This window comes from Mesorhizobium sp. B2-4-3, from assembly GCF_006442815.1.
In the GTDB taxonomy this organism is placed as follows: Bacteria; Pseudomonadota; Alphaproteobacteria; order Rhizobiales; family Rhizobiaceae; genus Mesorhizobium.
Map to the genome: position 1 here is coordinate 48,493 of NZ_VFVL01000036.1, position 11,929 is coordinate 60,421.

At 63.4% G+C, this 11,929-nt stretch carries 17 protein-coding genes; 12 read left to right on the top strand and 5 right to left on the bottom strand.

Annotated features, from left to right (window positions below; genetic code table 11):
- Window positions 1–8: 8 nt before the first annotated feature.
- The 3 genes from FJ956_RS26180 to FJ956_RS26190 all read right to left on the bottom strand — a co-directional run bounded on the left by FJ956_RS26180 (window position 9) and on the right by FJ956_RS26190 (window position 2,271).
- Window positions 9–1,319, bottom strand: coding sequence for an Nramp family divalent metal transporter (locus FJ956_RS26180; RefSeq protein ID WP_140681734.1), 1,311 nt, complete (start codon window positions 1,317–1,319; stop codon window positions 9–11).
- A gap of 228 nt (window positions 1,320–1,547) precedes the next feature.
- The gene (locus FJ956_RS26185; RefSeq protein ID WP_140681737.1) at window positions 1,548–1,769 is read right to left on the bottom strand and encodes a hypothetical protein; all 222 of its coding nucleotides are present in this window, start codon (window positions 1,767–1,769) and stop codon (window positions 1,548–1,550) included.
- Window positions 1,770–1,977: 208 nt separating this feature from the next.
- The gene (locus FJ956_RS26190) at window positions 1,978–2,271 is read right to left on the bottom strand and encodes a hypothetical protein (RefSeq protein ID WP_140681739.1); all 294 of its coding nucleotides are present in this window, start codon (window positions 2,269–2,271) and stop codon (window positions 1,978–1,980) included.
- A 502-nt stretch (window positions 2,272–2,773) separates the two neighbouring features.
- On the opposite strand from FJ956_RS26190, the gene FJ956_RS26195 reads away from it, so the two are divergent.
- A complete protein-coding gene (locus FJ956_RS26195) occupies window positions 2,774–4,024 on the top strand; it encodes a trimethylamine methyltransferase family protein (protein ID WP_140681741.1) in 1,251 nt (416 codons plus the stop codon).
- A gap of 480 nt (window positions 4,025–4,504) precedes the next feature.
- Window positions 4,505–4,918 carry an HD domain-containing protein gene (locus FJ956_RS26200; RefSeq protein WP_140681743.1) on the top strand — a complete coding sequence of 138 codons (414 nt, stop codon included), beginning with the start codon at window positions 4,505–4,507 and terminating at the stop codon, window positions 4,916–4,918.
- A gap of 3 nt (window positions 4,919–4,921) precedes the next feature.
- Here FJ956_RS26200 and FJ956_RS30655 read toward each other — a convergent pair whose 3' ends face one another.
- Window positions 4,922–5,086: a hypothetical protein gene (locus FJ956_RS30655; RefSeq protein WP_181170319.1), complete on the bottom strand. Its 165-nt coding sequence runs from the start codon at window positions 5,084–5,086 to the stop codon at window positions 4,922–4,924.
- Between the two features lie 273 nt (window positions 5,087–5,359).
- On the opposite strand from FJ956_RS30655, the gene FJ956_RS26205 reads away from it, so the two are divergent.
- From FJ956_RS26205 to FJ956_RS26225, 5 genes are all read left to right on the top strand, one after another.
- Window positions 5,360–5,569, top strand: a complete 210-nt coding sequence (locus FJ956_RS26205; RefSeq protein WP_140681745.1) for a cold-shock protein — start codon at window positions 5,360–5,362, stop codon at window positions 5,567–5,569.
- Between the two features lie 159 nt (window positions 5,570–5,728).
- The gene (locus tag FJ956_RS26210; protein ID WP_140640933.1) at window positions 5,729–5,938 is read left to right on the top strand and encodes a hypothetical protein; all 210 of its coding nucleotides are present in this window, start codon (window positions 5,729–5,731) and stop codon (window positions 5,936–5,938) included.
- A 190-nt stretch (window positions 5,939–6,128) separates the two neighbouring features.
- Window positions 6,129–7,202, top strand: coding sequence for a PAS domain S-box protein (locus tag FJ956_RS26215; protein WP_140681747.1), 1,074 nt, complete (start codon window positions 6,129–6,131; stop codon window positions 7,200–7,202).
- A 144-nt stretch (window positions 7,203–7,346) separates the two neighbouring features.
- Window positions 7,347–7,706, top strand: a complete 360-nt coding sequence (locus FJ956_RS26220) for an SPW repeat protein (RefSeq protein WP_140681749.1) — start codon at window positions 7,347–7,349, stop codon at window positions 7,704–7,706.
- A 143-nt stretch (window positions 7,707–7,849) separates the two neighbouring features.
- Entirely contained in the window at window positions 7,850–8,029 is a 180-nt protein-coding gene (locus FJ956_RS26225; RefSeq protein WP_140681751.1) for a hypothetical protein, read from the top strand.
- Here the strand turns inward: FJ956_RS26225 and FJ956_RS26230 are convergent.
- Window positions 8,026–8,271 carry a BrnA antitoxin family protein gene (locus FJ956_RS26230; RefSeq protein ID WP_140681753.1) on the bottom strand — a complete coding sequence of 82 codons (246 nt, stop codon included), beginning with the start codon at window positions 8,269–8,271 and terminating at the stop codon, window positions 8,026–8,028. The two genes, FJ956_RS26225 and FJ956_RS26230, sit on opposite strands and share 4 nt — an antisense overlap.
- Window positions 8,272–8,293: 22 nt before the next feature.
- On the opposite strand from FJ956_RS26230, the gene FJ956_RS30915 reads away from it, so the two are divergent.
- The 5 genes from FJ956_RS30915 to FJ956_RS30660 form a co-directional block, all read left to right on the top strand.
- Window positions 8,294–8,656, top strand: a complete 363-nt coding sequence (locus tag FJ956_RS30915) for a hypothetical protein (protein WP_246672174.1) — start codon at window positions 8,294–8,296, stop codon at window positions 8,654–8,656.
- Window positions 8,657–8,908: 252 nt separating this feature from the next.
- Complete coding sequence (locus FJ956_RS26240; RefSeq protein ID WP_140681756.1) at window positions 8,909–9,349, top strand: hypothetical protein; 441 nt, start codon at window positions 8,909–8,911, stop codon at window positions 9,347–9,349.
- Window positions 9,333–10,238 carry an HTTM domain-containing protein gene (locus tag FJ956_RS26245; RefSeq protein WP_181170320.1) on the top strand — a complete coding sequence of 302 codons (906 nt, stop codon included), beginning with the start codon at window positions 9,333–9,335 and terminating at the stop codon, window positions 10,236–10,238. Before FJ956_RS26240 ends, FJ956_RS26245 begins: the two co-directional genes overlap by 17 nt.
- Window positions 10,235–11,401 carry an SdrD B-like domain-containing protein gene (locus FJ956_RS26250; RefSeq protein ID WP_140681760.1) on the top strand — a complete coding sequence of 389 codons (1,167 nt, stop codon included), beginning with the start codon at window positions 10,235–10,237 and terminating at the stop codon, window positions 11,399–11,401. The genes FJ956_RS26245 and FJ956_RS26250 overlap by 4 nt, the downstream gene beginning before the upstream one ends.
- 178 nt (window positions 11,402–11,579) lie before the next feature.
- On the top strand, window positions 11,580–11,929 hold a 350-nt coding region (locus FJ956_RS30660; RefSeq protein WP_210243613.1), incomplete at its 3' end, for a hypothetical protein.

Consider the following 11,929-nt stretch of genomic DNA (forward strand, 5'->3'; position numbering starts at 1 on the left):
GTTCCCCTCTATAGAAACCACTGCGCCACGAGGCCCACCGACGAGGCTGCCATTGTCAACGTCGATAGCCAGCCAAGCGCCCGCAGCCAGCCTTGCAAAGGGAACTCCCCCATCACGTCCTTGCGGCCGGCCATCAGCATCATGACGATCATCACGGGAACGGCGCATATGCCGTTAATGATAGCGCTCCAGTAAAGCGCCTTGATCGGGTCGATCGGGGTAAGCATGATCCCGGTGCCAAGAGCGGTCGCGGCGGCGAGCGTCGCGTAGAACGCCACGGCTTCCTTCGGCTTGCGCTGCAGCCCGACCGGCCAGTGCAGCGCTTCGCCGACGGCGAAAGCCGCTGACCCAGCCAGCACCGGTACAGCCAGAAGCCCGGTGCCGATAATTCCCATCGAGAAAATAATGAAGGCGAATTTTCCGGCCGCCGGCTCCAGCGCCTTTGCCGCGTCGGTGGACGAAGCAATGTCTGTCACCCCTGCCTTGTGGAGGGTGGCGGCCGTGGTGAAGATAATCGCGATGGCGATCAGATTCGAAAAGGCCATTCCAACCAGCGTATCGGCGCGTATCCGCCGGAAGGCTCTGGGGGCCTGCCACGGCGCCCACCTCAGCGGCTCGGCGGTTGGCTTGATCTCTTCCTCTTCAACCTCCTGAGAGGCTTGCCAGAAGAACAGATAAGGCGAGATCGTCGTGCCGAGGATCGCTAGCAGCGTGGTGAAGAAGGCGCCGCTCCATTCGATGTGCGGAATGAACAGCCCTTTGGCCGCGTCCGCCCAAGGCACATTCGCGGCGAACATCGCGGCAACATAGGCGAACAGGCTCAAGGTGGTCCATTTGAGGACTTTCACATAGCGGGTGTAGTCGAGGAAGACGATCGCGCCGATACAGACGGCCGCGAAAGCGATCACATAGAGCGGGCTCGGCCCGCCAACGAGCAGCTTCAATGCATCTGCCATGGCGCTGAGATCGGCGCCGATATTGATGACGTTGGCGAGGAACAGCAGCATGACGACCGCGTAAAGCAGCGAGGCCGGATAGTGCCGGCTGAGGTTGCCGGAAATACCTTCGCCTGTGGTGCGCCCCGTACGGGCGGCGATCTCCTGGATCGCGGCCATCAGCGGGAAGGTGAACAGCATGACCCAGCCGATGTTGAAGCCGAGCTGGGCGCCGGCCTGGCTGTAAGTTCCGATACCGGACGGATCGTCGTCGGACGCGCCGGTAATGAAGCCTGGCCCGATCGTGCGGAGGAACCGCTGGAACGGGCCCTTTGCCAGCGTGTTGCTTTGTTCTCCCTCGACCTGGGAACCGACCTCGGTCATTGCCGGCCTTTCCAGGTTCGCTCAAGCAGGAAAGAAGCGGCCGTCTGGGCGACGGGCTGCGCAAGAGGCTGAGTGAGGCTGTTCTGCATAAAATGAGCACCGGCTAATGAAGGTGTGAGGTAACCGGCGGACATGACGTCGGTTCCACCGGGACCGCCACCTTGGCATCGCGGCCACACGGTCATCATCAATATTTGTTTGGCCAGCCCGCATTTGCGTCGGCGCCATCTAGCTTCTGCGGCCCACGACCCCTTGAACGCGAACCAGGCGAAGCAGCGTCGGCGGCTTGTCGGTCAGTTCGACGACCCGGATCCATTTCGCGGCGTTGCCGCGCAGCGTGGCCTCGACCCCGAGCGCCTTTCGGGCAGCCTCGACCGGCGCCATCGCCTCGACGGCGTGGCTTGCAAGGACGGTCTCGTCGTCCAATTCCTCGACGCGATAGGCCGTCATTGCGCCGGGTCCCCGCAGCCATGCGAGTTTGAGCGACAACGCGAGGCGTTGAAAGTACATTTGATATGAGGGGCAGCTAATTCGTCACGAATTGCAACGAGTAGGTCGCAACATCGCTGCAGGCACAGGCCCGGCCGCTCTTCAGTACAGCAAGTGTTTGGCGCTCGCCCAGTGCGGGCGGGCGTTCAGCAACTTTTCCCGACAGCGCTCAGTTATTGCCGGCGAGCTCCCTGGTCGCCTTGCAGAATTCATCGTGGGACTTCGCGATGGTCTCGTCTGCGCAGTCTTTCTTCATGGACGCGCGATCCTCTTCGGTAAGCGCCATCCAGGCTTTCTTGAACTCATCGCCCGACCTCATGGTTTTCATGCCGGCATCGGTGAAGAAGGGCGACATTTTCTGGGGATCGTCCAGCGCGGAGGTTCCGGTGCTCGCGCCGGCAAATGCCGAGCATGTCATGACCGAAATCGTGAACGCACTCATCAAGATCACTTTGGTTTTCATGGTACTCGTCTCCCTGCCTAATTTAGAAAATCTGCATCGAGATAGCGTTCTTGACGCGAAATAGTTCCAGCAAGGAGACGAAAAACAAGGAAGGCAATCGAGTATATTCCCATCGCCTGCTTGGCGCAGGCCCGGGCAGATTGTTCTCAGTTTTCACCGATGACGAAGAAGACGGTGAGGATTTGATCCGTAAGTTTCCGGCTAACGCGGCTCGCGCGTAATCGAGAGATAGGTCGGGTCAAAACAGGCGCGTCAGAGAGGCATGGGGTTGTTGGTCAAAGCGCGCTAACATTTGATAACTCGGCGCTTTTTCCCCGGCGAAATGCCGACGAACGCATCGCGGCCGGCGTCGCCGGATCGCCAGGGGCCTTCCCGTTCCCGATGTCATGCCTTTCTGGAAGCGACGCGAGGTGGCGCGCCAGGAGCGTCGCGAAGGCAAACCGAATCCGGATAATCCGATCCGTCGGCGCCGTCGAACCTTTTGCGCCGGCCAGGGGGATGCATGTCGGCTTCATTGGTTCCCGAACATCGCGTGGCGGCGGACTTCATCGCCGCGCCCTATCGTGCCGGGTGCGACGAGGCCGGGCTCGAGACGATCGAGAAAGCGGCCGACCGGGTGCTCGAGGAAACCGGCATCCGCTTCCTCGACGATCCGCAAACCCTCGACATGCTGAAGCAGGCGGGCGGCGTGGGGAGCGGCGATGTGGTGCGCCTGGATGGGGCTGAGCTGCGCCGCATCGTGCGCCGGCATGCGCCAGGAAGGTTCCTGCTGCGCGGCAGGAATCCGGCGCGGGACACGCCGGTCGGCGAAGGCGCGGCGCCTGTCCTCGCGCCGATCTATGGCGCGCCCAATGTCGTGCTCGACAATGGAACGAGAGTGGCCGGCAGCCGGCGGATCTATGGCGAGCTCGTCGCCGCCGCGCATACCGCGCCGGGGCTCACCAACACCGGGCAGATGATCTGCGTCATGGAGGACGTCTCCGAGGACCGGCGACCGCTGGAGATGCTGCTTGCGCATCTCACCCATTCCGACAAGCCGTTCATGGGCAGCATGGCTTCGCCGGCGGCCGCCGAGGCGGTGATCGACCTGACCGCAGTCGCGATCGGCCGGCCGGCGCTCCCCGGCGAATGCAATCTTGTCCACCTCATCAACGCCACGCCGCCGCTCACCTATTGGCCGAACCCGTTGAAGTGCCTGCGTGCGATCGCGCTGAAGGGCGAGGCGAGCATGGTCTCGTCCTATATGATGATGGGCGCGACGGCGCCCGTCACCGTGGCCGGCGCGCTGATCCAGGGCTACGCCGAGGTGCTGGCCGGGCTGGCGTTGGCGCAGCTCTGGCGCCCGGGCGCGCCGGTGGTGATGGGCATCCTCGCCTATCCGTTCGACATGCGCCGGATGCAGCCCAACTTCGGCGACCCGGCTTCGCAACTCGTCCAGTTCTACGCCGCGGAGCTGGGCAGGCGGCTCGGCGTGCCGGTGCGGGGCGACGGCGCCGTCACCTCGGCCAAGGTCGACGATGCGCAATCCGGCGCGGAAGGGGGCAGGGTGCTTTCGGCCGCGATGTCCTCGGGCGCCCATTTCATCCTGCACGCCGCCGGCTGGCTGGAGCAGGGCCGCACGGTGTCGCTCGAAAAATTCCGCCGCGACGCCGCGGCGCTGGCGGAACTCCGCCTTGGCCGGACGGCAGAACCGCCCGCGCCGCTTGAGCGAGGAATCGAGACGGAGCTACGCGACCGTATCGAGCGCCCCTGAACGGCCAAAGGAAAGCGCGAGGCAACGCCTTTCGTTTCGGGGGAAGGCTAACGGCTCGGGGGAAGGCTAACGGCAACGCCATCGCGAGGTTCCTGCCGAAAAGCCTTCTGCGTCGAGATCCCGCGCTGAGCCCAACGACATGGCCGAAGGAGGCTTCATCTGGCCGTCACAATGAACCGGCAAATTAGCAAGCGCTGAACCAGGCTCCTCCGGTCAGCATGTTCCCAAGACCTCTCTTGCCCGGCTCCTGGTCCGGGCTTCTTTTTAGGCGCCGCCTCGAACGGGTGCCGCAGATGGCCTGGCCGTTCTTAAAAATCCGCGAGCAGCGGAACATTCGCCTGGCGCCGATGTTCTTGAATGCAGGATGGCGCGCAGCCCCGCTCCCCCGCGAAAGCGCGCCACCCGGGGCTCAGACCCGAGCAAGCCCGCCTCGGCCGTCCCTCGCCGGGGCGGGCTTTATTGTGACGAGATTGGAAGACCATGCTCCACGAAGCAGCAAGGATCGCTGAAGAAGCCCATCGCGGGCAAACGGACAAGACCGGCCGGCCCTATATCGAACACTTGCGACGCGTAGCCGATGCCGTCGAAACGCTTGATGAAAAGACCGTCGCGTACCTGCATGACGTCATTGAGAAAGGCGAGGGCTGGACGCTCGACCGGCTACAGTCGGCGGGTTTTGGATTCATGGTCGTGGCTGCCGTCGATGCGCTGACGAGGCGTCTGGACGAGAGCGAAGAGGGCTTCATCTGTCGCGCCGTCTCCAATGAACTGGCGCGACCGGTAAAGGAGGCGGACCTCAAGGACAATCTTTGGCAGGCTCACCAGGCGGGTGCTCCGGCGGAGAGATATGAAACCGGCCTGACCATCCTTGACCGTCTGGATGCAAGGGGCTGACCCTTAAGGCTGCGATCCGATCGCCTTGGCCTCGCGAGCAAGTGAGCTCCATCTCAAGCCGACCAGATAGATGAGTTCGAGCGCCTGCGCTTCGCTGATTCCCGTTTCGTTCACCAGCCGCTGCACGAACTCATCCAGGGTAGGATGGATCGGGTCGTCGTCCGCCATTGCTGTTTCCCTTCCAAGGACCAGTGCATTGTCGGGTCGCTCGTCCCATCGGTTGATTGGCGCTGTCTCGCACCCCCATCTTCGGAGTATTATTTTGAAAAGCCTTGTCGATCGGGAAATTTAGCGCTATATACCCGGGATCGATCTTGTTGAAAGAACGTTGTTTTCGCGCAAATTCGCGCACTTACGATCTTCCCTCTCAATTTCGAAGATTGCGTCGCTCGGCGGTTGCTGGGCGCGTATAATTTTGCGTCGATTTGTAAGGAGATCGCAATGACTACTGGAACGGTTAAGTTCTTCAATGCCACCAAGGGTTTCGGCTTTATCGAGCAGGGCGGCGGCCAGCCGGACGTGTTCGTCCATATCTCGGCCGTGGAACGCGCAGGAATGCGCTCTCTGGTCGAGGGCCAGAAGGTCAGCTTCGACATCGTGAAGGATGCTCGCAACGGCAAGAGCTCGGCAGACAATCTGCAAGCCGCCTGATCGCAGCGCCTCGGGGTCTTTTGACCACGGATGTACTGGCATCGGCCGCATAGGCGCGTTGGAGAAGGTCGGGCTGTGCCCGGCCTTTTTTGTTCTCGGCAATTCCTGGAAAAGTGACGCGCTTTTTCGTCCGGAATTGCGTGAAACAAGGAGAAAACGATGAAGTCTCTACCGGATACCGGCCTGTTCAAGCCGGTCCCATCCCGCACGGAAGCCAAGACCGACACGACGTCCCGCGTCGCGCGACAGATACAGGACCTGGAAGCGGCTGCCAGGGCTGCCAAGACGAAGCGGTTGCGCGAAGCCAGGCTTGCGCAAGAAGCCGACGCACCCCCCGTCGCGCCGAAGAAACCAGCCCGCAAGCGCTAGACTAGCCGTTCCGCGGCGGTGCGGGAGCTTTGCGCCGCGGCCTCGCCGCGGAAGGGTTTCTGACGGCGGCAGCCGGAATCAAGTCGCAGGATTTCGGCGTGGTGCGACCGTCGGCGAAGGCGAACGGCGGCGCCGAGAGCTCGGCCGATTAGGATGTTGCCTTTATGAAGTCCGGCGCTACCTTCAGCACATGACAAGAATCGGGGGGATTATCCGCCAGGACGCAAGCGCTGACGCGCGCCTGGCGGCCATCGTCGAGTCCTCCTACGACGCCATCATCGGCAAGGATCTGAACAGCATCATCACCGATTGGAACCAGGCGGCTGAGCGCGTCTTCGGCTACAGCGCTGAGGAGGCCATCGGCCAGTCGGTCCTGATGCTGATCCCCGAGCATATGCAGAACGAGGAGAGCGAGATCATCGCTCGGATCCGCAGGGGTGAGCGCATCCCCAGCTTCGAGACAACCCGAAGGCGCAAGGACGGATCGCTGGTCGCCGTTTCGCTGACCATCTCGCCGATCAAGAACGGTGCCGGCGACATCGTCGGCGCATCGAAAATCGCCCGCGACATCACCGCCGCCAAGGAAAGCGAGCGCCGCATCCGGCTTCTGATGCGCGAGGTCAACCATCGGGTGAAGAACCAGTTCGCGGTGATCCTGTCGATGGTCAGGGAAACCAGCAAGCGCTCGACCGATCCCGTCGAGTTCGAGCAGATGATCCGCTCGCGCATCATGGCGCTGTCGCGCTCGCACGATTTGCTCGTCACCTCGGAATGGGCCGGCGCCAGCCTTTTCGACCTGATCCAGGAGCATTTGAAGCCCTTCGGCCACGAAGAGCGCATCTCGCTTTCGGGTCCGCTGCTTACGCTGCAGTCGAATGCGGTGCAAAATCTCGGCATGGCCTTCCATGAGCTCGGCACCAACTCGGCCAAATACGGTGCGCTGGCGACCGAGGGCGGCCGCGTCGAAATCACCTGGAAGGTCGAGGCCGGCCCCGAGGCGCAGCGACACTTTCATCTTCTGTGGCACGAGACCTCCGGGGCGACAGCAAGCGAAGCCGGGCGGAATGCGACCGACCGCAAGGGTTTCGGCGACCGCAAGGGTTTTGGCACGGTGGTGCTGCAGCGGGTGGCGCCGCAGTCGCTAAGCGGTTCCTCAAGCCTCGAACGCGCTCCCGGCGGCGTGAAGTGGGAACTCGACGCGCCGCTCGAGGCAATCGTCGTGCCGCAGCTTGGGGCGGAGGGCGAAACCGACTTCAGCGTCTGAAAGGCTGCGCTATCCGGCGCGCGGGGCTGTCACACCCGGTCGGCACCTTGCAGCGCCATGGAAGCGTAATTACATCAATGGTTAAGCGTGCAATGTCCACGCGGATGCAGTTGCTTTGGCCAAGCTTCATCTATGGAGGTTGTCATGGCAAGCAAGCTGATGGAAGCAAGGAAGAGCCAGGACTGGATCACTCTGGTCCTCGCGATCTGCCTGTTCGTCTCACCCTGGGTCATCGGATTCGCCGCGGCAATGGTGCCCGCGTGGAACGCCTGGATCGTCGGCGTTCTGCTCGGCGCGCTGGCGCTGGCGACGCTTTCGGTGTTCGCCGAATGGGAGGAATGGGTAAACGTCGTCCTCGGGCTCTGGCTGATCGTGTCGCCCTGGCTGCTGGGCTTTGCGGCCGACACGCATGTCATGGCCACGCACGTCGTGCTCGGCGTGCTGGTGGTCGCGGCATCGGCCTGGGCCGTCTGGGACTTCCGTCATCCCCACGCGCATGCGTGAGCGGTGACTGAGCGGGAGCCCGCCGCGCAAGCGGTGAGCTCCTGATATTGCGGTATCGGGCATCGGGCTGGACGGCGATTGCGGCGTCTTCACGCAATTGCTGCAACCGGAAACCTTTTCGTGCATTCTTGGGAATGGCCTCGATGCTCAACCCCGACACCCCCGCCAAATGCTGCTCCTATTGCGGTGGCCGCGACCATGACTTCGAGGAATGCCCGAAGCGCAAGGCCGACGCGGAGAAGGAAAAGGTGGCGCGCGGGCCCGAGCCGACCGTTCTTCAGCGAGCTGAACTGGGTCTCAACAAAACTGCCGGCGCGGCTTAGCGAGCGTGGCGCTTCAGTTTCGCCGCCTTGCGCAGGTCGTCGTTCATCCGCGTCTGCCAGCCTGGCCCTTTTTCACGGTAAGCGCTGACCACGTCAGGATCGAGCTTCAGCGAAACGGCTATTTTCTTGACTTCGGCGCGCGGCCGGCCGGGTTTGCGGCGTAGTTTCAGGAATTCGAGCGGCTGGGCGTCCGGGTCGGCAAGCGCGGCAGCCGTGATCGCCGCATCCTCTTCTTCGGACATACGCGCAAGTGCGGCTAGGGCTGTGGCGCGCGCCCTCTCGCGGGTGCTCGTCGTTGGCGTTGCGTCGCGGCGTACAACGGTAGCGCGGGACTGGCTAGAGGCTTTCGACATAGTTCGCGATCTCCTTCTTCGTGGCCTTGCGCAGCGAGATGACCCGGATCGTTTCGTTGCGCTCGACATAAACCATTACATAGACGGACAGGCCGATAATGCCGGTGGCGACAAGGCGTTCTTCGTCATAGATTTCGCTGTCGTCAATGAATGCGACCGCGTTCGCGAAATCAAATTCAGGTGCGAGCGCGAAATCGACGCCATGCTAGGCCTTGTTGATCCTGGCCTTGGCGGCGTCCCATTCGAAACGCATCATCCTCACCTGCTTCGATAATTATCGTATATATCAAAAATATGTAGAGCGCAATATTTTCGTATATACGATAATTGATCCGCCATCCGCTGCTCCGCAGATTTTTCATCCCTGACCGTTCGCCCTGCCGTCTCGGCGAACGATATCTTCTCCCATGATCCCGCCTCGCGCCATCGAGGCGCGGTGGGGCGCCCGCGCGCCGCGCCCTGACTTTTTCTGGGATGGTCGCGGAACGGCGTTGATCCGGTCTATAGTCGCGACGGGGGTGCGCGGGTGGCGGACATCATCTCAATCAGAACAGGCGCGGAGCCTGCCGGACGGCTGTCGGCGGGACGCTTGCGGCTGGTCGCCTTCACGGCGATCGCCGCGTTCATGATCGCCGGTCCGGCCGCGGAGCAAATCTTCGGGGTGCAGACGCCATGGCTGCGCTCCTGGACCATGTTCAGCGCGATCGGGCTGGGCGTCATCGACGCTTCCTTCGAAATCCGCCATCCGGACGGCGCGCTCATCCCGCTCGACCGGTTCGAGATGCTCGACGCTCCTCGCGACGGCAGGCTGAAGCGGATCGAAAACCGCGAGGAACTGGCATCCGTCGTCAAGCGGCTCTGCACGGTCGCCGGGCAGGGCGCCGACATCCGTGTCCGCGCCCGGCTAGGCACGCGCAATGGCTGGCAGATCATCCATACCGATGCCGAAAATGCCTGCGCGGACTGACGCGATCGCCGACTGGACGAGCTGGCGTCCGGCGCACGCCGTGGCGGCGCGCTTCGTCGGCTGGGCGGTCGATACGGAGGGATCGTCGCGCTCCTCCGCATTGATCCGCATTGGCTTGGCTATGCTGTTCTGGTCGCGCTGGGCGGGCGAGTTGCTGCTCTACAGGGACCAGTCGGCGATCGGCCTGTTTCTGGCAGCCAACTTCTTCGTCGCCACCGCGCTGCTCTTCGTCGGCTATCAGAGCCGCGCCGCCGCTGTCTGGGCCGGGTCGGTCGGGCTGGTGATGTACTATTATTTCGGCTTCCAGCTTGGTCGTGAGCCCTGGACCCACCATCACACCTATCTGCTCGCCGTCGCGGCACTTCTGGTCGCGCTCACCCCATGCGGCCGCTCCTATTCGCTGGACCGCTACCTAGCGGTGGCGCATGCCGAGCGCATGGGCGTTGTGCCGCCGGCGGAGCGCGGCAATCTGTGGGGGCTGCGGCTGATCGTGGTGCAGCTCTCGGTGCTCTATTTCTTCGCCGCCTTCGACAAGACGAGCTACGCCTTTCTCAGCGGCGCGCGGATCGAGCAGATCTTCCTCTGGTTCTATGCGGGTTCGGATTACCCGGCCGGCCTTGCCTTTCCCGCCACGATCGTATCCTTCGGCGTGGTCGCGCTCGAATATGGCCTTGCCCTTGGCCTGCCGTTCCGTGCGACGAGGCGCTATCTGATCCTGCCGGGCCTGGCCTTTCACGCCATCATCTATCTGACGCTGCCGGTCTATACGTTCAGCGCGACCATGGCGTTGCTCTATCTCGCCTATTTCGATGCGGATGCCGTGGACAAGATCATCGCCCGGCTCCAGGGGATCGGACCGACACCGACTGCCAGAGGGGAAATTCCGTGAAGCGTGGTTTGTCGTTCCCGGGCGCCGTCGTCGTGGCCACCGGCCTCGCCATGGTCTGCGGCACGGCGCGTGCCGGCAGCGCGGCGGACTATTATCCCAGGCGCACGTGGGACGCCTTCAATGGCGGCCAGATGAACACATCGATCCTGGTGTTCCGCGACCGCAACAGGAACGGGATCTACGATCTCGGCGACCGGCCGATGCCGCATGTGGCCGTCGAGCTCGGCAAGCCCAATGGCGACACCATCATGCGATGGACCAATGTCAGCGGCTTTGCCAATTTTCGGATGTCGGTTCTCCAGCGCAATCTCGAGGTTGTCGATCCCGGACATTACTCGTTCCGGGTCGTGCCTCCGCCAGGCTTTTCCGTCACCACCGCAAACGCGTCCCAGGAAAGCGATTATGCGGCTTCCCCCGGCTCGCCGGGCGACATGATTGCGCAGCGCACGACGCATCCGGTTGGGCTTGCGGCGGGCCTGACGATCAGCGGGGTAGCCCCCGGCGGGGCGCGGATTTCCCTCACGGGACCTGACGGGGCAGGCGCCGCCGCCAAGGTCGATCCGGATGGGCGCTTCAGCGCGCCCGTGACATCAGGCGAATGGCTGGTCGAGGTTTCGGCCGACGGGGCGACCGAGCGGCGCAAAATCGTGGTCGGCGAGGCGCCGGTCGTGCTCTCCGCATTTTCGGGCAAGGGCGGGCCCGCCGAGGAGCCGCTGCCCCAACGGCACGTCGTCGGCTTCGACGACCTTTTGACGACGTCGGGCGTGTTCGAAATTCCGTCCGGCTATGGCGGGCTCGACTGGTACAATCTCGTTGCCATGCACCAGCGTTTCACCGACGGTCCAGGTTACATCAACACGACCATGTCGGGCGAATTCATCGCCTATAACAGCTCAGGCCACCCCGGCCAGGTGTTCAGCGACAAACCGTTCGATTTCCAGGGCGCCTATTTCGGCGTCGGCTGGAACGACGCCGAGGGCGAGACGCTTGTTCTCAAGGCTTGGCGGGGCGACCAGCCTGCCTATGAGGATCAGCTTGTGCTGTCCGCGAGCGGCCCGGTCTATTTCGCGGCCGACTACACGCGCATCACGCGGCTCGAGATCCGGACGCAGCACTTCTGGCAGGCCGCGATGGACGACTTCGCCTACCGCACCGGTCCGTAGAGCAATTCCAGGAAAAGTGCGCAGCGGTTTTCTGTCCGCCCACAAACAAAGACTTGATGCAGGTCCGTTTGATCCGCTTCGGCGCGACGCGCCTCCAGGTCAAGCTGCGTCAGCAAGACGACCGCCAGGAAGCGCCGCAGGAACCGACGTTGCCGGAATGACCGGAACCGGTGTTGTGATGGCCGGTGCCGCCACCGCCGCCCGAACTGCCATTGCCGCCGGTGCCACCGTTGCCGCCATTCCCGGTGCCACCGTTGCCGCCATCGCCGCCATTCCCGCCGGAACCGCCATTGCCGGCGCCACCGTTGCCGCCATCGCCGCCATTCCCGCCGGAACCGCCATTGCCGGCGCCACCGTTGCCGCCATCGCCGCCATTCCCGCCGGAACCGCCATTGCCGGCGCCACCGTTGCCGCCATCGCCGCCATTCCCACCGGAACCGCCATTGCCGGCGCCACCGTTGCCGCCATCGCCGCCATTCCCGCCGGAACCGCCATTGCCGGCGCCACCGTTGCCGCCATCGCCGCCAT

Bases quoted from the DNA above. Each gene is read 5' to 3' on its own strand.
- FJ956_RS26180 (WP_140681734.1), bottom strand. From the start codon at position 1,319: ATGACCGAGGTCGGTTCCCAGGTCGAGGGAGAACAAAGCAACACGCTG.
- FJ956_RS26185 (WP_140681737.1), bottom strand. From the start codon at position 1,769: ATGACGGCCTATCGCGTCGAGGAATTGGACGACGAGACCGTCCTTGCA.
- FJ956_RS26190 (WP_140681739.1), bottom strand. From the start codon at position 2,271: ATGAAAACCAAAGTGATCTTGATGAGTGCGTTCACGATTTCGGTCATG.
- FJ956_RS26195 (WP_140681741.1), top strand. From the start codon at position 2,774: ATGTCGGCTTCATTGGTTCCCGAACATCGCGTGGCGGCGGACTTCATC.
- FJ956_RS26200 (WP_140681743.1), top strand. From the start codon at position 4,505: ATGCTCCACGAAGCAGCAAGGATCGCTGAAGAAGCCCATCGCGGGCAA.
- FJ956_RS30655 (WP_181170319.1), bottom strand. From the start codon at position 5,086: ATGGCGGACGACGACCCGATCCATCCTACCCTGGATGAGTTCGTGCAG.
- FJ956_RS26205 (WP_140681745.1), top strand. From the start codon at position 5,360: ATGACTACTGGAACGGTTAAGTTCTTCAATGCCACCAAGGGTTTCGGC.
- FJ956_RS26210 (WP_140640933.1), top strand. From the start codon at position 5,729: ATGAAGTCTCTACCGGATACCGGCCTGTTCAAGCCGGTCCCATCCCGC.
- FJ956_RS26215 (WP_140681747.1), top strand. From the start codon at position 6,129: ATGACAAGAATCGGGGGGATTATCCGCCAGGACGCAAGCGCTGACGCG.
- FJ956_RS26220 (WP_140681749.1), top strand. From the start codon at position 7,347: ATGGCAAGCAAGCTGATGGAAGCAAGGAAGAGCCAGGACTGGATCACT.
- FJ956_RS26225 (WP_140681751.1), top strand. From the start codon at position 7,850: ATGCTCAACCCCGACACCCCCGCCAAATGCTGCTCCTATTGCGGTGGC.
- FJ956_RS26230 (WP_140681753.1), bottom strand. From the start codon at position 8,271: ATGTCCGAAGAAGAGGATGCGGCGATCACGGCTGCCGCGCTTGCCGAC.
- FJ956_RS26245 (WP_181170320.1), top strand. From the start codon at position 9,333: ATGCCTGCGCGGACTGACGCGATCGCCGACTGGACGAGCTGGCGTCCG.